The organism is Methanocaldococcus sp. FS406-22 (assembly GCF_000025525.1).
In the GTDB taxonomy this organism is placed as follows: Archaea; AGJL01; Methanococci; order Methanococcales; family Methanocaldococcaceae; genus Methanocaldococcus.
The window spans coordinates 1004217-1024513 of sequence record NC_013887.1; the positions used below are offsets into that span (position 1 = coordinate 1004217).

17 protein-coding genes, 2 tRNA genes and 2 CRISPR repeat arrays (1 of these 21 only partly in view) are annotated in these 20297 nt (G+C 31.9%); of the genes, 11 read left to right on the forward strand and 8 right to left on the reverse strand.

What is annotated here, in order from left to right:
• Positions 1-407: direct repeats of the CRISPR family, unit length 30 nt; unit sequence GTTAAAATAAGACCGATTCGGTATGGAAAC (it extends 166 nt beyond the left edge of the window).
• Positions 408-535: 128 nt separating this feature from the next.
• On the reverse strand, positions 536-1726 hold the full coding sequence (locus tag MFS40622_RS05015; protein WP_012980594.1) for a preprotein translocase subunit SecD: 1191 nt from the start codon (positions 1724-1726) through the stop codon (positions 536-538).
• A gap of 171 nt (positions 1727-1897) precedes the next feature.
• On the opposite strand from MFS40622_RS05015, the gene MFS40622_RS05020 reads away from it, so the two are divergent.
• Both MFS40622_RS05020 and MFS40622_RS05025 read left to right on the forward strand, forming a co-directional pair.
• The gene (locus tag MFS40622_RS05020) at positions 1898-2170 is read left to right on the forward strand and encodes a SemiSWEET transporter (RefSeq protein ID WP_012980595.1); all 273 of its coding nucleotides are present in this window, start codon (positions 1898-1900) and stop codon (positions 2168-2170) included.
• A gap of 67 nt (positions 2171-2237) precedes the next feature.
• Complete coding sequence (locus MFS40622_RS05025; RefSeq protein ID WP_012980596.1) at positions 2238-2996, forward strand: bifunctional fructose-bisphosphatase/inositol-phosphate phosphatase; 759 nt, start codon at positions 2238-2240, stop codon at positions 2994-2996.
• Between the two features lie 10 nt (positions 2997-3006).
• On the opposite strand, the gene pyk is transcribed toward MFS40622_RS05025, so the two are convergent.
• Positions 3007-4338 carry a pyruvate kinase gene (gene pyk / locus MFS40622_RS05030; RefSeq protein WP_012980597.1) on the reverse strand — a complete coding sequence of 444 codons (1332 nt, stop codon included), beginning with the start codon at positions 4336-4338 and terminating at the stop codon, positions 3007-3009.
• Positions 4338-5921, reverse strand: coding sequence for a dihydropteroate synthase-like protein (locus MFS40622_RS05035; protein ID WP_012980598.1), 1584 nt, complete (start codon positions 5919-5921; stop codon positions 4338-4340). The genes pyk and MFS40622_RS05035 overlap by 1 nt, the downstream gene beginning before the upstream one ends.
• Before the next feature lie 204 nt (positions 5922-6125).
• On the opposite strand from MFS40622_RS05035, the gene MFS40622_RS05040 reads away from it, so the two are divergent.
• From MFS40622_RS05040 to MFS40622_RS05055, 4 genes are all read left to right on the forward strand, one after another.
• Positions 6126-6830 carry a proteasome assembly chaperone family protein gene (locus MFS40622_RS05040; protein ID WP_012980599.1) on the forward strand — a complete coding sequence of 235 codons (705 nt, stop codon included), beginning with the start codon at positions 6126-6128 and terminating at the stop codon, positions 6828-6830.
• Positions 6831-6853: 23 nt separating this feature from the next.
• On the forward strand, positions 6854-7198 hold the full coding sequence (locus tag MFS40622_RS05045; RefSeq protein WP_012980600.1) for a DUF473 domain-containing protein: 345 nt from the start codon (positions 6854-6856) through the stop codon (positions 7196-7198).
• Positions 7199-7429: 231 nt separating this feature from the next.
• The gene (locus MFS40622_RS05050; protein WP_012980601.1) at positions 7430-8641 is read left to right on the forward strand and encodes an Fn3-like domain-containing protein; all 1212 of its coding nucleotides are present in this window, start codon (positions 7430-7432) and stop codon (positions 8639-8641) included.
• Between the two features lie 12 nt (positions 8642-8653).
• Positions 8654-9199, forward strand: coding sequence for a hypothetical protein (locus MFS40622_RS05055; RefSeq protein WP_012980602.1), 546 nt, complete (start codon positions 8654-8656; stop codon positions 9197-9199).
• 21 nt (positions 9200-9220) lie between these two features.
• On the opposite strand, the gene MFS40622_RS05060 is transcribed toward MFS40622_RS05055, so the two are convergent.
• The 3 genes from MFS40622_RS05060 to MFS40622_RS05070 all read right to left on the reverse strand — a co-directional run bounded on the left by MFS40622_RS05060 (position 9221) and on the right by MFS40622_RS05070 (position 12700).
• Entirely contained in the window at positions 9221-11164 is a 1944-nt protein-coding gene (locus MFS40622_RS05060) for an IGHMBP2 family helicase (protein WP_012980603.1), read from the reverse strand.
• Between the two features lie 11 nt (positions 11165-11175).
• The gene (locus MFS40622_RS05065) at positions 11176-12477 is read right to left on the reverse strand and encodes a radical SAM protein (RefSeq protein WP_012980604.1); all 1302 of its coding nucleotides are present in this window, start codon (positions 12475-12477) and stop codon (positions 11176-11178) included.
• Positions 12478-12612: 135 nt separating this feature from the next.
• Positions 12613-12700 (reverse strand) — tRNA-Leu (locus tag MFS40622_RS05070).
• A gap of 92 nt (positions 12701-12792) precedes the next feature.
• Between MFS40622_RS05070 and MFS40622_RS05075 the strand changes: the two genes are divergently transcribed.
• From MFS40622_RS05075 to MFS40622_RS05095, 5 genes are all read left to right on the forward strand, one after another.
• Positions 12793-12903, forward strand: a tRNA-Met gene (locus tag MFS40622_RS05075).
• A 141-nt stretch (positions 12904-13044) separates the two neighbouring features.
• The gene (locus MFS40622_RS05080; RefSeq protein ID WP_012980605.1) at positions 13045-13599 is read left to right on the forward strand and encodes a UbiX family flavin prenyltransferase; all 555 of its coding nucleotides are present in this window, start codon (positions 13045-13047) and stop codon (positions 13597-13599) included.
• 93 nt (positions 13600-13692) lie between these two features.
• The gene (locus MFS40622_RS05085) at positions 13693-15048 is read left to right on the forward strand and encodes a signal recognition particle protein Srp54 (RefSeq protein WP_012980606.1); all 1356 of its coding nucleotides are present in this window, start codon (positions 13693-13695) and stop codon (positions 15046-15048) included.
• A 123-nt stretch (positions 15049-15171) separates the two neighbouring features.
• Positions 15172-16695 (forward strand): homocysteine biosynthesis protein, encoded by a 1524-nt coding sequence (locus MFS40622_RS05090; protein WP_012980607.1) that lies wholly within the window; start codon positions 15172-15174, stop codon positions 16693-16695.
• Entirely contained in the window at positions 16692-17087 is a 396-nt protein-coding gene (locus tag MFS40622_RS05095; RefSeq protein ID WP_012980608.1) for a 4Fe-4S binding protein, read from the forward strand. Before MFS40622_RS05090 ends, MFS40622_RS05095 begins: the two co-directional genes overlap by 4 nt.
• A 368-nt stretch (positions 17088-17455) precedes the next feature.
• Positions 17456-18520: direct repeats of the CRISPR family, unit length 30 nt; unit sequence GTTAAAATAAGACCGATTCGGTATGGAAAC.
• A gap of 31 nt (positions 18521-18551) precedes the next feature.
• On the opposite strand, the gene MFS40622_RS05100 is transcribed toward MFS40622_RS05095, so the two are convergent.
• Both MFS40622_RS05100 and cfbA read right to left on the reverse strand, forming a co-directional pair.
• Positions 18552-19364: a pantoate kinase gene (locus MFS40622_RS05100; RefSeq protein ID WP_012980609.1), complete on the reverse strand. Its 813-nt coding sequence runs from the start codon at positions 19362-19364 to the stop codon at positions 18552-18554.
• A 408-nt stretch (positions 19365-19772) separates the two neighbouring features.
• The gene (cfbA, locus tag MFS40622_RS05105; protein ID WP_012980610.1) at positions 19773-20216 is read right to left on the reverse strand and encodes a sirohydrochlorin nickelochelatase; all 444 of its coding nucleotides are present in this window, start codon (positions 20214-20216) and stop codon (positions 19773-19775) included.
• Positions 20217-20297 lie beyond the last annotated feature (81 nt).

The window sequence follows — 20297 nt, forward strand, 5'->3', positions numbered from 1 at the left end:
AAACTGGCTATCTCTTTTAGTTCGTCTTCAGTATATGTGTTAAAATAAGACCGATTCGGTATGGAAACTGGCTATCTCTTTTAGTTCGTCTTCAGTATATGTGTTAAAATAAGACCGATTCGGTATGGAAACTGCATAGACCCATACCCAACAGTCTTTATTCGCCTTAAATGGTTAAAATAAGACCGATTCGGTATGAAAACTTTATTGTATAGTTTTTTTTAATTTACCTCTCGTCGTAGGTTAAAATAAGACCGATTCGGTATGGAAACGCAAAGTGTTTCAAAATCTTTAATACCATTTTTAATTAGTTAAAATAAGACCGATTCGGTATGGAAACTTGTATTTGAATGATTTTCTAAATCCAATGCTTGTGAGTTAAAATCAGACCGATGCGGTATAGAACTCCTGATATATTCAAAAAATGAATGGATTTATTATTTCTAAAACACATTTTATTGATTTAACTATGAAAAATAGTTTAAAAACTTTTTTCAGAATTTATTAAAAAATTATTTTAAAAGAAGATGTTGAATTAGAACTTTTTAAACATTTCTTCCACAATTCTTGCAAACGCAGGTCTTGTTATAAATATACCTATTAAAACCCCTGCTATTGTAGTTATTGCAAATCCTTTTAGCATCCCTACCCCAAGAAAGAATAATGGTATCATAGCAGCTATGGCTGTTGATGCAGAGGCAAATATTATAAAGAAAGCCCTTTTAATGCTTGCTTTTATTTTACCAGCTCCTCTTTTTAATGCCTCATCTGTCATAACAATCTGGTTATCAACTCCAGTCCCCACAGCGGCAATAATCCCAGCTATTGAAGGTAAATCCAATTTCCAATCTATTAAAGATGCAAAGCCCAATATTATGATAACTTCAGATATACAGGTGATTAAAATTGGGACGATTATTTTTGGTTGTTTGTATCTTATACTAACAATTATTCCAACAGCTATAAATGCCAATAATAAAGCGATTGCTGTCCCTCTTAAAAATTCTTTACCAAATTCTGGAGAAATTGTAGAGACATATTCAACTTTCAACTTTACAGGTAAAGCCCCTGACTTTAAAGCTGTATATATTGCCATTGCTTCCTCGATTTCTTCTTTAGTAGGAGGATAATCGCCAAGTGTAATGACTTGCTGTGGATGAGGTTTTCCATCTGCCAAATCTGGAGATAAGACAGGAGCTGAAATTAGCTTTCCATCCATATACATCTCAACTTTATGATATGCCTTACCTTTAGCAACTTCAGCAAACTTTTTAGCCCCCTCTAATGTTAATTCAAAAGGAACTCCATAAGCCCATTTATCCCCTTGTGGAATTTTTGTTGGAAGTTCAACATTCTGCACATCACTTCCAGTGTAAGCAATTATGCCATCTATCTTTGCTACAAAAACCCCCTGTTGTTCTAATATTTTTATTATTCTATCTGCATCACAGCTTTTTGGAATCTCTACAACAATCTCATCATTACCTCTTGGATAAACTGTTACCCCACTTAATCCATTATAATTTAATCTCTCAGTAATAATTTTAACTGTTGCCTCTATTTCTTTATCGTTCATCGGCTTCTCTGCTTTTAAAACAATAATTGTTCCTCCACTTAAATCGATTCCATAATCAAGTCTCTTGAATAATATTAGAAATATGGATAAAGTAACAAATATTACCAATAGCAGTATTCTTTTATCTTTCAGTAGTTTTGATATATCCATTCATCCCACCTATATTCATCTACATTGGTAAGTTTTAATAGGACTTTTGCATGAATAAATGTTTATTGCATTATTGACATCCTCTGGGTATCTCTTTAGCAAATATATATAAAACTGCAAAAGTTCTATTTAACAAACTCTTTTAAAATTTATAACATTTGTGGTGATAGTGTGGATTTTGACATAACAATAATAGGTTATATAGCTGGAACTTTAACTACCTTTGCATCCCTCCCACAGTTAATAAAGTCGCTGAAAGAGAGAGATATGAGTAACATCTCATTGGCTTTTGTTATAACATTCACAACTGGATTGACACTTTGGCTGATATATGGGATATTAAGAAATGATTACCCAATAATAGTATTTAACATTTTGTCTTTAATGTTTTGGATACCAATAACTTATCTAAAAATAAAAGATGAAATGAAAAAAGCATCTTAATATTCAATGTGTTATACTCACTATATAATTAAAACAATACTTAAATAACAAAGGATGAGATGAGAAAATGAAATGGGACGAGATTGGGAAAAATATTGCAAAAGAAATTGAAAAAGAAATTTTACCATATTTTGGTAGAAAAGATAAATCTTACGTTGTTGGAAAATCTCCGAGTGGAGATGAAACAGAGATTTTTGACAAAATAAGTGAAGATATTGCCTTAAAATATTTGCAGCCGTTGGATGTTAATATTGTGAGTGAAGAGTTGGGGATTGTAGATAATGGTAGCGAATGGACTGTAGTAATAGACCCAATAGATGGTTCATTTAATTTTATAAACGGAATTCCATTTTTTGCATTTTGCTTTGGAGTATTTAAAAATAATGAGCCATATTATGGTTTAACTTATGAATTTTTAACTAAAAGCTTTTATGAAGCTTACAAAGGGAAAGGAGCTTATTTAAATGGAAAAAAGATTAAAGTTAAAGACTTCAACCAAAATGATATAACTATAAGCTATTATCCAAGCAAAAAAATGGACTTAGAAAAATTAAGGAATAGAGTTAAAAGAGTGAGAATATTTGGGGCTTTTGGATTAGAGATGTGTTATGTGGCTAAAGGGACTTTAGATGCTGTTTTTGATGTAAGGCCTAAGGTTAGGGCTGTTGATATCGCCTCATCATATATAATTTGCAAAGAAGCTGGAGCTTTAATAACGGATGAGAATGGAGATGAGCTGAAATTTGAACTAAATGCAACGGATAGGATAAAGATTATTGTAGCAAATAGCAAAGAAATGTTGGATATAATTTTAGACCTATCATAATATTTTATTTTTAAATACTCTCAACTTTTATAGTGTTGGTTTTCTTTTGACCCATTGGATGACCCAATGTTATTAAATAAATTCCTTTTTCAATTTCTTTTTTAGCTATTTCTCTACAAGCATTGATTATATTTTCAACATCTTCAAATTCTTTCATCAAACAGCTTTCAACTCCCCAAACTAACCTCAACCTTTTTAAAGTTTTTATATTTGGCGTTGGAGCTATTATTTTACTATTTATCCTTAATTTAGATACTAACTTAGCAGTTCTACCAGAATACGTTGGAGCTATAACTAATTTAGTATTTAGCTTCTTATATAGCTCATAAACAGCATATACTAAACCCTCGTCAATGCTCTCAACTTCTAAACAAACCATATCTCCAAACTCCTCATAATATCTATCTGCTACTTCAGCAACCTTATTTAATACTTTTATTGCCTCTATTGGGTATTTTCCAATAGTTGTTTCGTTGGAAAGCATTAAGCAGTCAGTTCCATCGTATATGGCATTAGCTATGTCTGTAACCTCAGCCCTCGTTGGAAATGGATTATTTATCATAGAATCCAATATCTGTGTGGCTGTTATTGACAAAATCCCATATCTATTAGCTATTCTCAATATATTCTTTTGCTCAATTGGGATATTTTCTATTGGAACCTCTACACCCAAATCCCCTCTTGCTACCATCACTCCATCACTTTCTTTAGCAATTCCTTTTATATTTTTTAGCCCTTCTTTTGTCTCTATTTTTGATATTATCTCACAATCTCCCTTGTATTCAGCTATAATATCTTTTAATTCCTTAACATCTTCTTTATTTCTAACAAATGATAGGGCAATATATTCAAAGTCCTTTTCTACAGCGAATTTTATATTTTTTGAATCAATTTCATCAATTATTGGTAATTCTATCCTTGTATCTGGAAGATTAACTCCCATTCCCTCTTTAACTTCCCCACCAACTTCTACAACAGCAATAATTTTATCATTTTTCTCTATAACTCTTAATTTAATTTTTCCATCGTTGATTAGAATAAAATGCCCTTCTTCAATTGTGTCTATGTTGTAATTAAACTTTATATCCTCTCCAATAACAATTCTCTCCCCCACTTTCAATATTTTATTTTTTAATCTAACCTCCTTAATCCTAATCTTTATTCCCTTCAAATCCATAACTTTAGCAATGTTATTTTTTTCCAATATATCCAAAAATTTTTCACAATAATCTGTTGTGGCATGAGACATATTAAATCTAACTCCATCTATTAAATTTATTGCCTCACTTAATCTCTTTTCTAAGGACGGGCCTAAGGTAACTAAGATTTTAGTTTTTCTCATTATTCCCACCAAAATTCATTGTAGAACAAATCAAAATCTTGATTGTATTTTTTACCTATCCTTAAAGCTATCTCTGCCTTAGCTAACTCTCTACCAAAATAAGCTGCATGGTCTAATTTCTTTATCAAATTTAATCTTATCGCGGTTTCATAAATCTCTTTTGGTTTCTTACCTCTAATAATTAAAACAGGCTCTCTCCTTTTATTAAAGTATATTGCTACAATTTCCTTATTTTTCCTATCAATTTCAATTTTAAAACTTCCTTCATCCAATATCTGCCTTTCATCTTCTTCAGCTTTAATTATTGGGACGTTGTAACTATTGAAGGTTATTTCTTCTTCAAATCTCTTATCTTTATAATTTATCAAATTGTAACCAACATCCTTTGGCAAAGAATTCCTTTTTTTAGCCAAAAACATCATTTTTGAGGCAATCTTTAACTCTTTTATTGAGAATTTGCATTTGGCACTTGCTTCTGGTGTAAATAAAATATTAGCCCCTATCTCTGCACCAATAGCTGCCAACAAAGCATTGACTCCATTACTATCAGCATCAAAAAGCTCTGTAACGTTTCCAACGCCAAAAAATAGTGGCAATTTATTTCTTTTTTTAAATTCTTTGCAGGCAATAACGCTCTCTATAAAACTACAACCACTGTTATTTATTGGCTCCAATATTGGGTCGGCAACTATCTTTTCAATTCCAGCATCAATCAGCTTTTTTATATTCTCTTCTAAAGATTTAATCTTTCCTTCAATTGTTTCTGGAATATAATTTGTTTTATAATTTGTTGGCAATACAACAACTGCTGTTTCTGAATCTTTTAAATAGGGAATTAGCTCATCCAAATTTCCTGCATCAGCACTTAAAATCATATCTGCATCTAATTTTATAGCCTCAATCAACTCTTTTGTGTTTAGAGTATCCACGCTAATTGGATTGTCTGTTATATCTCTCGCTATTTTTAACATCTCTTTAATTTTATCTACATTATTTTCATTACTAACCATTCCTAAATCAATCATATCAGCCCCACTCTCTAAATAATAAATTATTTTCTCCTCCAACTCTTTCTCTTTTAGCCATGGAGCATGGACTATCTCTCCCAAAACTCTCATTGGAAATTTATCTCCAACCTTTAGCTTGCCTATCTTTATATCTCCCTCTCCCAGTTCTTGCTCTTCTGCCTTTTTAATCTCTTCCTCACATCTCTTTTTAATGATTTCTAATAACTGTAAGTCAGCATATTCTTTAGTTGATAACTCTACCTTATCCAAATTTTCAATTAGTATTGGAATGTCAGAAGCTTCTCTCGTAGATTTAAAGCATTTTATTCCCGTTTCTTCCTCAACCTTCTTTAAATCATGCCTTATCAATCCAGTTACCAAAACAAAGTCATAAATATCCTTTAATTTTTTTCCAAATTTGTCTTCTAATTTTTTAATTTCTTTAATTATTAGATTTGGTGTTAAAAAAGCTGCTACTGAAATGTTTGCTACGTGCACATCCACAAAACTGTATTTTTCCACAGCTTTTTTAACTTTCTTTTCAGCCAATTTTCCAGTGATTATTAGAATTTTCATAATCTCCCCCATAAACTTTCATAACCAATACAAAATTTAGGACTTTCGCAGGAATAAATGTTTTATTGAATAATGATGCCCAAAGGGCATTCAAATGCCTTTTAATATATAATACTGCGAAAGTCCTAAAATGAAAACTATAAATGTAATTAAGTTAAAAAATTATTTTATGAAATTTTATATTTAGCTAAATTGGTGGATAGTATGAAGTTCGTTGAAAAAGCAAAAATAGAGTTTGAAAATCCAATAGTCATTGAAGCATTTCCCGGTACTGGGTTAGTGGGTAGTATTGCTGCCTATCAAATAATAAGGGAACTCAACCTAAAATATTTTGGATACTTTGAGATTGACGGAGTTTTTCCACTCACAACTATTGAAAAAGGCATTCCCTACCCTCCAGTGAGAGCGTATGCAAATAAAGATTTCATTGTGTTATTTTCAGATATAATAATTCCTCCATTTAAGATTAATGGATTGGCTGAATTTATAGTTAAGACATTCTCAGACAAAAATCCAAAATTATTTGTTTCTCTCGGGGGAATAATGGCAGGAAAATCAGAAAAAGTATTTGGAATAGCAAATAAAGAAGAATTAATAGAGGATTTAAAAAATTATGTTGAAATATTTGATTTTGGAGTTGTGGGAGGAATTGGAGGAAATTTAATGATAAAATGCCAAGATAATGGGTTTGATGCTATCGGCTTGTTAGCTGAGACCGTTGGAATTAGACCCGACCCAAGGGGAGGGGCTAATCTATTGGAAGTTCTGAATAAAATGTTCAATCTAAACATAAATGTTGAGGGACTGATTAAAGAAGCTGAAGCTATTGAAAGCAAACTTAAAGAACTGGCAGAACAGCAGTTAAAGATGATGTCAAAGAGTAGGAAGGAATATCCAATGTACATTTGAATAATTTTATTTTTGGTGATATTATGAAGGTATATGGGTTATTTGGGATTAATGAAAGTGCGATTGATGATTTTATTGAAAATCATGTTAAAACTTTCACTATAATAAATGCTTTAAACTTGGAGACAGTTAAAAATCTAAAAGAGGGAGATTTGGTTTTTATAACATCAACACTTAGGGAGGACTTGAGGAATGGAACTGAAGGGGTTTTAGGGAGAGTTATAAGCGTTAGCTTAGTTCCTCAAATGATAAATGGCTTTGAAGAGAAGGAGATTATAGCTGGAAGGGTTCAAGTAGAGATGTTGGGCTTTGCTAAGTGTGTTAAGATTGAATCTATTTATGTAGAGATAGCTTTTAGGATGTATTAAACTGTTTCTTTAAATTTTACTTATTAAAAGCTTTAATAAATCTCTTTTTATAATTTACTAAGTTGTTAAAGGTTGTTACAAAAAACGCAACTACTTAGTAATGTTTAAATATTAAAAATTTAAGATGAAATTATCAAATGATTGGAAAATATAACTTTATAAAAGTAAAGTAAAAATAGTTGGTGATGATGCCTTAGAAGGTAGAGCCAAACTAAAGGAGTTGGTGAGAGTATGAGAAAACTCTTGATTTTAATATTAGTTATATTAGGGATTAATGTAGCTTTTGGAGGGGGCGTTATTTCGGGAGTGGATATTAGCCCAAAATACTCAACATTTTATGATGACTATGGAAATATAACAAAGATATCTATAATTCCAAAATACAAGTACATAAGACTACAACCTGGAGATTCTGAAATTATAACTGTCAAACTCAAAAATAAAAATAATAAAGAAGTTAAGATAACTCCAAAAGTTGTAACTCTACCTTATTCAGAAGATGAAATAGACGAAAGTTGGGTTTCATTTGATAAAACTGGCTTTATATTGAAGCCGAATTCATCAGAAACAATAAAAATAACAATAAAAGTTCCAAAGGATGTAGAAAAAGGATTTTATTCAGGAATGATTGTTTTTACAGAGGATAAAACCCAGATGCCCTATGGTATGCCAATGTACGTGAATTCGTTTATGCTCTCCTTAGATGTCTGGATTCCTCCAAGTGTCTATATATATCCAAAATATATCTACGATGATGTTGAACCAGGAAAAACTATAACATACAACATCACAATAAAAAATTTGGGGAATAAAACCTTTACCATAAATCCAAAAATTGATAATCAGGATTTTTTTGCATATGGTGAAAAACCAGTGATGCAACTTGATAAAAGCATGGTTGAGATTGAAGCACCAAAGACCATCCCTCCAAAGTCAGAAGAAATCGTTAAAATCAAAATAAAAGTTCCTGAGAATGCAAAAGGGAGTATTCATGGAACAATTAATTTAGGTATAAATGACCCAGGATTGGATGATTTTCAACAAAGCATTGATATAAATTTGAGAGTTTATAGTAAGCCAAAAGAGCCATTTGTAAAAGAAATTCTAATAAACAATGCAAGTAAATTAACCATAAAAGTAAAAGCAAGCTCATACTCTTGGAAATACAACAATAAAATGAGAGATGTTGATGCAAACGTTGTTATTGAATCACCAAAAGGAGTTTTAAACATAAAACCATCAAAAGTTACTGAAAACTTCAATGTATATATCTCAGATTGGAAACTACCGCCGTGGGAGATGGATTCCGAGGGAATATACAATATAGGGGAATATTCAAAAACAAAGGAATATATCATAGAAAATCCAGTAAATGGAATTTGGAAAGTTAAGATACTTCCAAATTGTGAATCCTTCAATGTAGAGATTGAAATAGAACAGTAAAGAGTGGTAACGATGAGAATAAAAGTAAAATCCATTTTTATTTTTTTATCTATTCTTTTAATTTTTGTATCTGGATGTTTAACTCCAAAGAAGTTCGATAAGAACTCTATTTCAGATAAAGAAGCAGACAATAAAGTTAAAGATATTAAAGACGACTTAAAGGAATGGTTAATTCCTTTTAATGGATATAAATATGATAATATAACTATTTCTAAGATAAATGATGAGATTGTGGTGCATGCAACATCAAAAGATTTAGATGGGGAAGATATCTATGTGTTTATTTATAAAAATGACACGCTTATGCTAAAATCTTACTCACTTGAAGCACTTCCAAAAGATGTGAAAGAAAAAGCTATAAACATTGCTCTAAGAAATGAAGAAATTTACAAAAACGCTGAAGGTTATGTTACAGTTAAAAGAATACTTCCTCAAACGTCTAAAAAATTTTATCTACCGAAGATTTTATTTAGTGTAACTTGGCATTCTAAGGATAAAGTTGTCTCTGCACTGATAGATTTAGATGAAGAAAAGGTTGTTAAAACTTACATTGGATAGAAATATAATAGAACTCAATACCTATTTATGCTCTTTCTCAACCTCCCTTGCCCATTTAATCATCTCATTATAAACTTTATCTTGCTTTAACAAATGCTCATTACCTATCAAAATTAACTTCCTCTTAGCCCTTGTTATGGCAACATTCAGCCTCCTCAAGTCCCTTAAAAATCCAAAGTTTTTTGTTCTTACAAATGAGATAACTATAGCCTCATTCTCCCTTCCTTGAAATCCATCCACTGTATTAACCTCTATATCTATATTATGCTCTTCAAACATCCTCCTCAAATATCTAACTTGGGCATCGTAAGGGGTTATAACGTTTGTTGGTATCTTATACTTTACAAGCTTCTTAACAACCTCTAAAACCTTCTCTGCCTCCTCTATGTTGTAGTAAGAAGGAGATTCTTTGTCTTTCCTTTCAACTCCCTCAACGTGGATAAATTGAACTGGGATTTCATTTATAATATCTCTATCAGCTTCATCAATCTCTTCCTCTTTAACCAAATCTAATAAGGTTATGTTTTTAACGCTTTCATCTGCCTTCAATTTATTGTCATAGAACATTTTATTTGGGAATTCCATGATTTTTTCATTCATTCTATATTGAATTTCCAATATTGAAGAGAACTCTGGATATTTTTTGATTAACCTCTCAAATAGTGTCTTTTTTAACTCTTCATTCTCACTCAATACAGTTGGTGGCAGTTGCTTATGGTCTCCAGCCATAATTAGTTTTTTTCCTTTAACAATTGGAATTAAGCAAGATGGCTCCATAGCTTGACTTCCCTCATCAATAACAACCACATCAAACTCCCATCCTTTTAAGATTTCAGAACCAGCCATTGAATTTGTTGATACAATGACATCAGCCTCACTTAAAATCTCATTCATAATTTTTTCTGTTATTTCATCTAAGTTATTGATAATTCTCTTAATCTTCCTATTTCTTATAATCCACTCTGCCATGCTGATGATTTTTTCTTTAGGAATTCCTCTGTAGGATTTTTTTCTTTTAGCTACCTTTAAAATCTGCTCATCACTCATTCCTCTCCTCCATCTTGGAGAGGGTTTTAAAAATTTATCTCTCTGCTCCTTAATTTCTTTGATTTTTTCTCTTAGGGAGAGGATTTCTTGATATTTCTCATGGTTTTCAATTAAATATGGTAGAGAGTGCTGTATCAAATCCTTTGAAATTCGTGTTGGATGCCCTACCCTGACAACCTTTAAATCGGGATATTTTTTGATTAGATATTCTAAGATGTTATCTGCCGCTATATTTGAATCAGCAGTTGCTAAAACCTTATGCTTATTAAATCTGACCTCTTGGACAATAACCTCTGTTATAGTTCTTGTCTTTCCAGTTCCCGGAGGGCCGTGGATGAGGTATAAGTCCTTGCTTAAAACTGCCTTTTTGACAGCTATTTTTTGAGATTCGTTTAGATTTTTATCATAAAACTCTAATTTGATGTTCTCTCTTAGAGGTTTTTCTGGATGTTCAATGCCTAATATTATATAAGCTAACTTATCCCTCTTTCTTGCAAATTCTCTTAAAGCTTCTTTCATTCTTTTAAATGTTATATCATTAACGTATAAATCAACCCTAACTCTTTCTTTATAAACCCATTTTGGAACATCCACATCAAAAGCCACATCTATAAAGTTTTTTCCTACATAAATGACGTTAGCATACAAATCACTCTGTAATGGATTTTCTTTACTAATTAAAACAACATCTCCGGGAGATATTTCTGTTTTGAAGGGCTTTTTTCTACCAAATCTTACAATGGTGCAACCTAAGCTCTCTCCTAAAAATTTCCCTTTTAAATTTAAAATTGCTCTTCCAACATTTTCTCTCTTTTTGCCTAACTTTATAATCTCATTTTTGTGGAAATCCATTTCACATCTTCTTTCAATCTCAATCAAATCCATAAATTTTTTCACATATAAATCAACTAAATTCAAGCTATCACCATTTATATTTGCTCAGCAACAATTATATTATCCTTATTTCTCAAAATTCTCACTTTAACAGTCTTTCCTATCAAATTTTGCTCATTATTGCAGTTAATTATCTGAATTACTCTATCTTTAGCAACTCCTAAAACCTCTCCTTTAACTCTCCCATCTAAAACAACTTTTACTTTTGTTATCTCACCAACTTTAAACGGATATGGCAACCTCTTCCTTTTATGCGTTCCAAAATCCTTTGGTGAAGTTATGAGTTTAACTTCAATACCTCTCTTCTTGTATTCTAACTCATATTTCCTTAACAAATCATAAAACTTCTCAAAATCCCAAACTTTCATTTTTTTAGGTCTTCTACCTAACTGATAAACCCTACATAATTGACAACCTAAAATAGGGTCTTTTTTACCAGTTAAAGGATTTATAATATTCTGCTTAACTCTTAAATCTAAATCAACAGCATAGTCAATAACTCTCTTAAATTCTTCATCATTTATATTTGGTAGTAGGAGAGGGGCTATCAATAGATGAATCTTAGAGTTCTTTATATATTCGGCAATATCTAAAATCTTCTCAATATCATAATCTCTCCTACCAGAAAGCATTTTAGCCATTCTTTCATCTAAGGCATTGATAGATAAGTTTATCCTATGCAATCCTGCCTCCGCTAACTCATCTATTAATTTATAATTTAAAACCGTCCCATTAGTTTGCATGGAAACAATGCCGTTACCTTTTTTATTTATCTCTGCCAACTCCTGGACTAAATCAACTAATGGATAATAAAGGCTTGGCTCTCCCTGTCCGTCTAAGTGTGCCTCAATAAATTTATTTTCCTTAAAATTAACAATTTTTTTGTAATTTTCAATTAAATAATCTAAATCAACGTAGTAATCATTCTTTCTTGTTTTAGAAAACTCTCCCTCATCTACAGAACAAAAAATGCAGTTTAAATTACAGCCACAATGTCCTCTAACCTGAATTATATTCCTCCCTCTTTCAATTAAACCAAAAGCAGTATGCCCAATCAAAGGAATTGGCTCATTTATATATATAGTTTTTCTTTTTGTTATCTTACTCTTTAAATTGTTGGCAATGCTGTAAGAGATTAAGTTTAGAATCCCAACCTTTATATTTTCAGCTCTTTTTGGATGAGCATTAATTTTTATTATTGAACCATCAATTTCTACTTCTTTATAAGGAATTTCAACCTCAACCTCATAAATTTTGTTTATTTCAAGGATTAAAGTGTTATCTTTGTTTTTAACATCTGTTATCATCCTATATTGTGATAAATCTAAGCTTATCATAATCTCACAATATTTGAATATTTACATTAATTTAAATAAATGGACATTCTCAATTAGAGGAGTTATTTAATTATTCAAAATTGACTAATTTGTGTGTATATTGACTAACATGTGTTTTTAAAATAGCTTAACAAATGGTGCGGGGGACGGGATTTGAACCCGCGAACCCCTACGGGACCAGACCCTCAATCTGGCGCCTTTGACCTGGCTTGGCGACCCCCGCCCTTAATAGGCATAGTTTATTTATAAACTTCCCTATATAAAGATTACGCCGAAAAGTATATATATAGGTTTCTAATTATAATGATGTTGCGTGCCGAGGTGGCTTAGCTGGTTATAGCGCCCGGCTCATACGGATATCCCAGCCCTACGGCTGGGTCCTGGGAAACCGGGAGGTCGAGGGTTCGAATCCCTCCCTCGGCACCATTTATTATTTTATTATAGAGATTTATATTTGTATATTTGGATTTATAAAAATATGAGGATTCTTAACTAACTTATATTCATATAGTATTTATTTAGCTTCAATATATTCAAAATTCAAAATACTAAGGCTATGGTGAATCCATGAAGATTATTGTTTGTATAACTGGAGCAAGCGGAGCTGTTTATGCAAAAAGATTATTAGAAGTTTTAAAAGACAAAGCTGAAATAAATTTAATTATATCAAATTCGGCCAAAAAAATAATTAAAGAGGAACTAAATATTGATTGGAAGGAAATAAAAAAATTAGCAACGAACTATTATGAAAATGATGATTTTTTCTCTCCAATAGCATCTGGTTCAAACAAATTTGATGCCGTTATTGTCATACCTTGCTCAATGAAAACGTTGTCAGCCATAGCTAATGGATACTCAGCAAATTTAATAGTTAGAGTCTGTGACATAGCATTAAAAGAGCGAAGAAAATTAATAATTATGCCGAGAGAAATGCCACTAAATAGCATACATTTAGAGAATATGCTTAAATTATCAAATTTGGGAGCCATAATAATGCCTCCAATTCCAGCTTTTTACCACAAACCAAAGAGTATTGATGATATAATTAATTTTGTTGTAGGAAGAGTTTTAGATATTTTAGGAATAGAAAATAGCTTATTTAAAAGATGGGGAAATGTTTAGGACAAATCCTAAAAAATTTTAAGAGGGATAAACTTTTAATTTGAGGAAAAATATAATATTTTGTTAAGTGTTAGGAGTTTAGTTGGTGATATCATGCTCGATAAATTGGGAGAAAACTTAAACAAAGCTTTAAATAAATTAAAAACCGCTGCTTTTGTCGATAAAAAATTAATAAAAGAAGTTATAAAAGATATTCAAAGGGCTTTAATACAGGCGGATGTCAATGTAAAACTAGTTTTAAAGATGAGTAAGGAGATAGAAAGAAGAGCCTTAGAGGAAAAAACACCAAAAGGGCTATCAAAGAAAGAACATATCATAAAAATTGTTTATGAAGAATTGGTTAAGTTATTGGGAGAAGAGGCAAAAAAATTAGAATTGAACCCAAAAAAACAGAATATTATTTTATTGGTAGGGATTCAGGGTAGTGGAAAAACAACAACTGCCGCAAAATTAGCAAGATATATCCAAAAAAGGGGACTAAAACCTGCTTTAATTGCTGCTGATACTTATAGGCCTGCTGCTTACGAGCAATTAAAACAGTTAGCTGAAAAAATCCACGTGCCAATATATGGGGATGAAACAAGAACAAAATCACCTGTAGATATTGTTAAAGAGGGAATGGAGAAATTTAAGAAGGCGGATGTTTTAATCATAGATACTGCTGGAAGACATAAAGAGGAAAAAGGTTTATTAGAAGAGATGAAACAAATTAAAGAGATAACAAATCCAGATGAAATTATTTTGGTTATAGATGGAACTATAGGACAACAAGCTGGAATTCAAGCTAAAGCGTTTAAAGAGGCGGTTGGAGAGATTGGAAGTATTATAGTTACAAAGTTAGATGGTTCTGCTAAGGGAGGGGGAGCTTTAAGTGCAGTTGCTGAGACAAAAGCTCCTATAAAGTTTATTGGTATTGGGGAGGGGATAGATGATTTAGAACCATTTGACCCTAAAAAGTTTATATCTCGACTGTTAGGGATGGGAGATTTAGAGAGCTTATTAGAAAAAGCAGAAGATATGGTTGATGAGAAAACTGAAGAAAGTATAGATGCAATAATGAGGGGAAAATTTACTTTAAATGAATTGATGACTCAATTAGAAGCAATTGAAAACATGGGTTCAATGAAAAAAATCCTTAGTATGATTCCTGGATTTGGAGGGGCAATGCCTAAAGAGCTTTCTCATTTAACTGAAGCAAAGATAAAGAAATATAAAGTAATTATAAGCTCAATGACTAAGGAAGAGAGAGAAAATCCAAAGATTATCAAAGCTTCAAGAATTAGAAGAATTGCAAGAGGTTCTGGAACAACAGAAAATGATGTTAGAGAGGTTTTAAAGTATTACGAAACTACAAAAAATGCTATAGATAAGCTGAGAAAAGGTAAAATGCTAAGAATTGGAGGACCATTAGGGCAAATAATGAGGCAGTTAATGTTTAAGGAAGGATAATTCCTTTTTTGTTCTCTATTTACCATATAATAATTTAATTTTGAATACTTTAAAACTTTAAAATTTTTATATCTCTTTTTCCATATTTCATGGATTACCCAAAAATTTGTAGAGGTTATGATTATGAAAACAATCAAAGAGATTAATGAAAAAATTAAAAAAGGAGAGGCTGTTGTTGTGACAGCGGAAGAGATGATAAAAATTGTTGAAGAAGAAGGAGCTAAGAAAGCAGCTGATTATGTTGATGTTGTTACAACTGGAACCTTTGGAGCCATGTGTTCATCTGGTGTGTTTATAAACTTTGGACATGCAGACCCACCAATAAAGATGCTAAAAATTTACTTAAACAATGTTGAAGCCTATGGAGGTTTAGCTGCTGTTGATGCTTATATAGGAGCTGCACAACCAAACGAAGACCCAGATGTAGATATTGACTATGGAGGGGCACATGTTATAGAGGATTTGGTTAGAGGGAAGGAAGTTGAGCTTTATGCTGAGGGTTACACAACAGATTGCTATCCAAGAAAGGATGTTAATGTTAGAATAACGTTAGATGATGTTAATCAGGCAATTATGGTTAATCCAAGAAACTGCTACCAAACTTACGCTGCAGCAACAAACAGTAGGGAAGAGAAGATATACACATACATGGGTATTTTGCTTCCTGAATATAATAACGTCCATTACTCAGGAGCTGGGCAGTTAAACCCTCTTCAGAACGATTACAACCCAGAAACAAAATCATTTAACACAATAGGCATTGGAACAAAGATTTTCTTAGGGGGAGGAGTTGGATATGTAATTGGAGAGGGAACACAGCATAACCCACCATTTGGAACATTGATGGTTAAAGGAGATTTAAAGCAGATGAATCCTAAATTTATAAGAGCTGCTACAATGCCAAGGTATGGAAGCACGTTATATGTTGGTATAGGCATTCCAATTCCAGTTTTAAATGAAAAGATAGCTGAGAGATGTGCTATTAGGGATGAAGATATAGAAGTGCCAATCTATGATTACGGAGTTCCAAGAAGGGATAGGCCGTTAATAGCAAAAACAAACTATAAAGTGTTGAGGAGTGGAAAAATAACTTTAAGGGTTAATATAGATGGGAAAGATGTTGAAAAAACTGTAAAAACTGGCTCTGTCTCAAGTTATAAGATGGCAAGAGAAGTTGCTGAAACTCTCAAACAGTGGATTTTGGATGGAAGATTTTTATTATCTGAGAGAGTTGATAATCTTGGTAAAGCTGAAAACAAGCCAATGAAGTCGCCAATAACATTGGTTAAGGATATTTTAAGCAAGCCACCAATAACTGCCCAAAGCAATATATCCATTATGGAAGCTGCTAAAATTCTGATAAAGCATAATATAAATCATCTCCCTATAGTTGATGAACATGGAAAGTTAGTGGGGATAATAACATCGTGGGACATAGCTAAAGCCCTTGCTCAAAACAAGAGAACAATTGAAGAGATTATGACAAGGAATGTTATAACTGCCCATGAAGATGAACCAGCTGACCATGTGGCAAGAAAGATGAGCAAAAATAACATTTCAGGAGTTCCTGTGGTTGATGACTACAGAAGAGTTGTAGGGGTTGTAACATCTGAAGACATCTCAAGATTATTCGGAGGGAAAAAATGAGAAAGAGAATATACTACTGGACAGATTCAGAGCATATAAATAAACCAGTTATCTCTGACACTATATTAAATACAGGAGTTAAAATAAATATATTAAAAGCCAAGGTAGAGCCACAGGAAGCATTTTTAATATTAGAATTGTTTGGTAGTAAAGAAACAATAGAGAAAGCTTTAGATTATTTATCAAAATTTGGAGAAGTTGAAGAAATTTCTAAAGTTATAAAAAGGGATTTGGATAAGTGTGTGCATTGTGGCTGTTGCATAACCCAATGTCCAATTAATGTGATTTATATGGATGAAGAGTATAATGTTGTATTCAAAGAGGAGGATTGTGTTGGTTGTAAAAACTGCCTAAAAGCTTGCCCATTCAAAGCAATTGAGATTTTTGAATAATTTATTTATCTTACTAGATAGGGGCATAATTAAAAATAGCTAATTAAAAATCTTTATCTCTTTGTTTAAAGGATTTAAATTTAATTTCTAAGGATTTATTGGTTTAATTATTTGGAATATTTAGGTTTATTGAATCATTTAGATTTTTAGAAGTTAAGATTGAATAATTAGCTAAATAAAATTTCTCTAACCAATAAGTCAAATCTTCAAATTTAGAAAGATAAGAATACTCAATTTTGTTAAAAAAGAAAGATTTAAATATCAGTGGGTTTATAAATAAAGGTAGTTATTTACCCTTAGAAAAATATAGTGCCGAAAAGTATAAATATAAGAAAAATAATAAAAAATAGATTGTGAATGATTGCCCTGTTAAAATCAGACCGATTCGGTATGGAAACTCTTATGCAAATGAGGACAAAACAAATCCTTACCAACGTTAAAATAAGACCGATTCGGTATGGAAACTAGTGATAAGGTAGGAAAATTGAGATTAAAAAAAAAGTTAAAATAAGACCGATTCGGTATGGAAACTAATCGGAAACACCAAAACCTCCGGAGGGGTAACTCTACATGATGGTTAAAATAAGACCGATTCGGTATGGAAACTAGTGATAAGGTAGGAAAATTGAGATTAAAAAAAAAGTTAAAATAAGACCGATTCGGTATGGAAACTAATCGGAAACACCAAAACCTCCGGAGGGGTAACTCTACATGATGGTTAAAATAAGACCGATTCGGTATGGAAACTAGTGATAAGGTAGGAAAATTGAGATTAAAAAAAAAGTTAAAATAAGACCGATTCGGTATGGAAACTAATCGGAAACACCAAAACCTCCGGAGGGGTAACTCTACATGATGGTTAAAATAAGACCGATTCGGTATGGAAACTTCTTTCTAATTCAATTAGCTCTGTCAAATCTTTTTTTAAAATAGTTAAAATAAGACCGATTCGGTATGGAAACTGGTTTTAGGAACCGACAAAGAACTAAAAGAATTAGAAGAGTTAAAATAAGACCGATTCGGTATGGAAACACTTTATCTAACGTGCTTAATGGCCCTTCTTCAGCGTTAAAATAAGACCGATTCGGTATGGAAACGACATCTTAGAATTAGATGCAATGTTGAGTTATAATGGTTAAAATAAGACCGATTCGGTATGGAAACAACATTCTACCAGTTGTTGTGTATTTTTTAACTCTCAGTTAAAATAAGACCGATTCGGTATGGAAACTCTATTTCTTCTATTATCTTTATTATTTCCTTCTCCAGTTAAAATCAGACCGATTCGGTATGGAAACAAGCCCACAGCAACAAATAGATTGACAAACTTATCATGGTGTTAAAATCAGACCGATTCGGTATGGAAACTTCTCTATTTTCTCCAAATCCAAAATAAATAACTCGTTAAAATCAGGCCTCTTGGAGGATGGAAACTTTTTTAAATAAAAAATAAAGATAAAAACTTCAGTAATAAACTTTACAAACAATAGGACTTTTTAAAATAGATATGGCATCCTCTAAGGTTTCTTTTTTTGAAATGCAGAATAATGTGTTTCCCAACATAGATTGAGATGCTCCAACTGTAAATTTTAAGTCATTACAAACATCTAAAATTCTATCATCTATCAATTCAGTATTTACAGCAAACTCATAAGAAAGCCTAACAAAATTCTCCAACGTTGGATTTTTCAAAAGCTCATTTAAACATTTATTGCCAAATTCATTTATCTTTTTAATCCATTTTTCATTGGTAATTATCTCTTTTGTCTCTTTCTTTCCAAAAATCTCAATTATAACATAGTAATCATCACCAACAACTATTTTTTCAACGTCTATAGGAAAGCCAGGAGCTTTTCTTATAACAAAGCCCTTAACATATTGAGCTATGACATCCCCTAACCCAGTTCCACACTCTACTTCACTTATATGAGCTATCTCCACATAATTATCATTTAGATTTAACATTTCATTTAGTTTTTTAGCTAATACCAAAGCACAAGCTCCAGACATTCCCAATCCACTACCTAAAGGAAAATTAGATGAAAAGATGATATCATAATTCTCATTGTAACCAAATTTTTTATAATGCTCAACAACCTTTTCAACGGCACAGATATCTACTCTCTCATTGTTATAAAAAACATTTCCTCTTCCTTCTTTTAATTCTAAACTCACACCATTATCTACAGTAATTCCGGCTCCTGTAGAACCTGTTTTTAATTTATCAGAGTGTTTATAAATTGTAAAAAATCCTGTTATATGCCCTGGAGCAAACATACTTCAACCTCCTTTAATTTAAGGACAAAAAAGCTAAAATTTTATATTATTGATTAAATTTTAATCTTTATTGTTAATGATAAAATAAAAAATAAAAATTTTTAATTCTTAAGTTTATCTCTCAAAGTTTTATCAACAATTATTATCTACCCATAGGACATCGTTCTTATTGGCACAGTTTAAGCTAACGCTTGTAAGCTTTATATATTGTAATACTCAATATGAATATTTCGAAAATGACTATCCTTCCAATGAAGTCGATGAGCTAAGCGAGGTGGAGGGGGATAGGATTCCAGTGAGTGTTCGGGGAACTCGTCCCCTATAGACGGGGTAACCTGGGCACTCACTGTCGACAGGGGGATGAAATAGCATGTGTGCTCACAAAAGCACACATACTATAGACCCCTTTTATCTCCCAAACGCCCTATCGATAATAATATCAACTATTCTATCATCAGCACCTATTGGCTCTCTATAGATAATTTCAACACCATCTGGAATCTCTAATTTTTCATGTTCGTGATGATGGTGGTGATGATGGTGATGTCCATGGCTGTGTTCATGCTCATGATGATGTTCATGGTTATCTTCAATCAACCCCAACAATCTTGGAATATCTCTTGTTGTATGGATACCATGAGCTAAGAAAACAGGAACAACAATGATTTTTTTAGCTCCTTGCTCTATAGCTTTTTTAACTGCTTGAGGGATTGTTGGTTCATTAAACTCCATTAAACCAATCTCAACAATTGGGAATATGTTCCTTTCCTTGACCTTTTCAGCCAACTTTACTAAAAGCTCTTTGCTGTATGGTAATCTGCTTCCATGTCCTACCAACACTAATGCTTCCATGAACTCACCATTATTATTTTATGGTGTAGGATTCATACCAACTATTATATATAGTCTTCGTTTTTATTTTTAATTTAAAGT

Bases quoted from the DNA above. Each gene is read 5' to 3' on its own strand.
- MFS40622_RS05015 (WP_012980594.1), bottom strand. From the start codon at position 1,726: ATGGATATATCAAAACTACTGAAAGATAAAAGAATACTGCTATTGGTA.
- MFS40622_RS05025 (WP_012980596.1), top strand. From the start codon at position 2,238: ATGAAATGGGACGAGATTGGGAAAAATATTGCAAAAGAAATTGAAAAA.
- pyk (WP_012980597.1), bottom strand. From the start codon at position 4,338: ATGAGAAAAACTAAAATCTTAGTTACCTTAGGCCCGTCCTTAGAAAAG.
- MFS40622_RS05035 (WP_012980598.1), bottom strand. From the start codon at position 5,921: ATGAAAATTCTAATAATCACTGGAAAATTGGCTGAAAAGAAAGTTAAA.
- MFS40622_RS05040 (WP_012980599.1), top strand. From the start codon at position 6,126: ATGAAGTTCGTTGAAAAAGCAAAAATAGAGTTTGAAAATCCAATAGTC.
- MFS40622_RS05045 (WP_012980600.1), top strand. From the start codon at position 6,854: ATGAAGGTATATGGGTTATTTGGGATTAATGAAAGTGCGATTGATGAT.
- MFS40622_RS05050 (WP_012980601.1), top strand. From the start codon at position 7,430: ATGAGAAAACTCTTGATTTTAATATTAGTTATATTAGGGATTAATGTA.
- MFS40622_RS05055 (WP_012980602.1), top strand. From the start codon at position 8,654: ATGAGAATAAAAGTAAAATCCATTTTTATTTTTTTATCTATTCTTTTA.
- MFS40622_RS05065 (WP_012980604.1), bottom strand. From the start codon at position 12,477: ATGATAAGCTTAGATTTATCACAATATAGGATGATAACAGATGTTAAA.
- MFS40622_RS05080 (WP_012980605.1), top strand. From the start codon at position 13,045: ATGAAGATTATTGTTTGTATAACTGGAGCAAGCGGAGCTGTTTATGCA.
- MFS40622_RS05085 (WP_012980606.1), top strand. From the start codon at position 13,693: ATGCTCGATAAATTGGGAGAAAACTTAAACAAAGCTTTAAATAAATTA.
- MFS40622_RS05090 (WP_012980607.1), top strand. From the start codon at position 15,172: ATGAAAACAATCAAAGAGATTAATGAAAAAATTAAAAAAGGAGAGGCT.
- MFS40622_RS05095 (WP_012980608.1), top strand. From the start codon at position 16,692: ATGAGAAAGAGAATATACTACTGGACAGATTCAGAGCATATAAATAAA.
- MFS40622_RS05100 (WP_012980609.1), bottom strand. From the start codon at position 19,364: ATGTTTGCTCCAGGGCATATAACAGGATTTTTTACAATTTATAAACAC.
- cfbA (WP_012980610.1), bottom strand. From the start codon at position 20,216: ATGGAAGCATTAGTGTTGGTAGGACATGGAAGCAGATTACCATACAGC.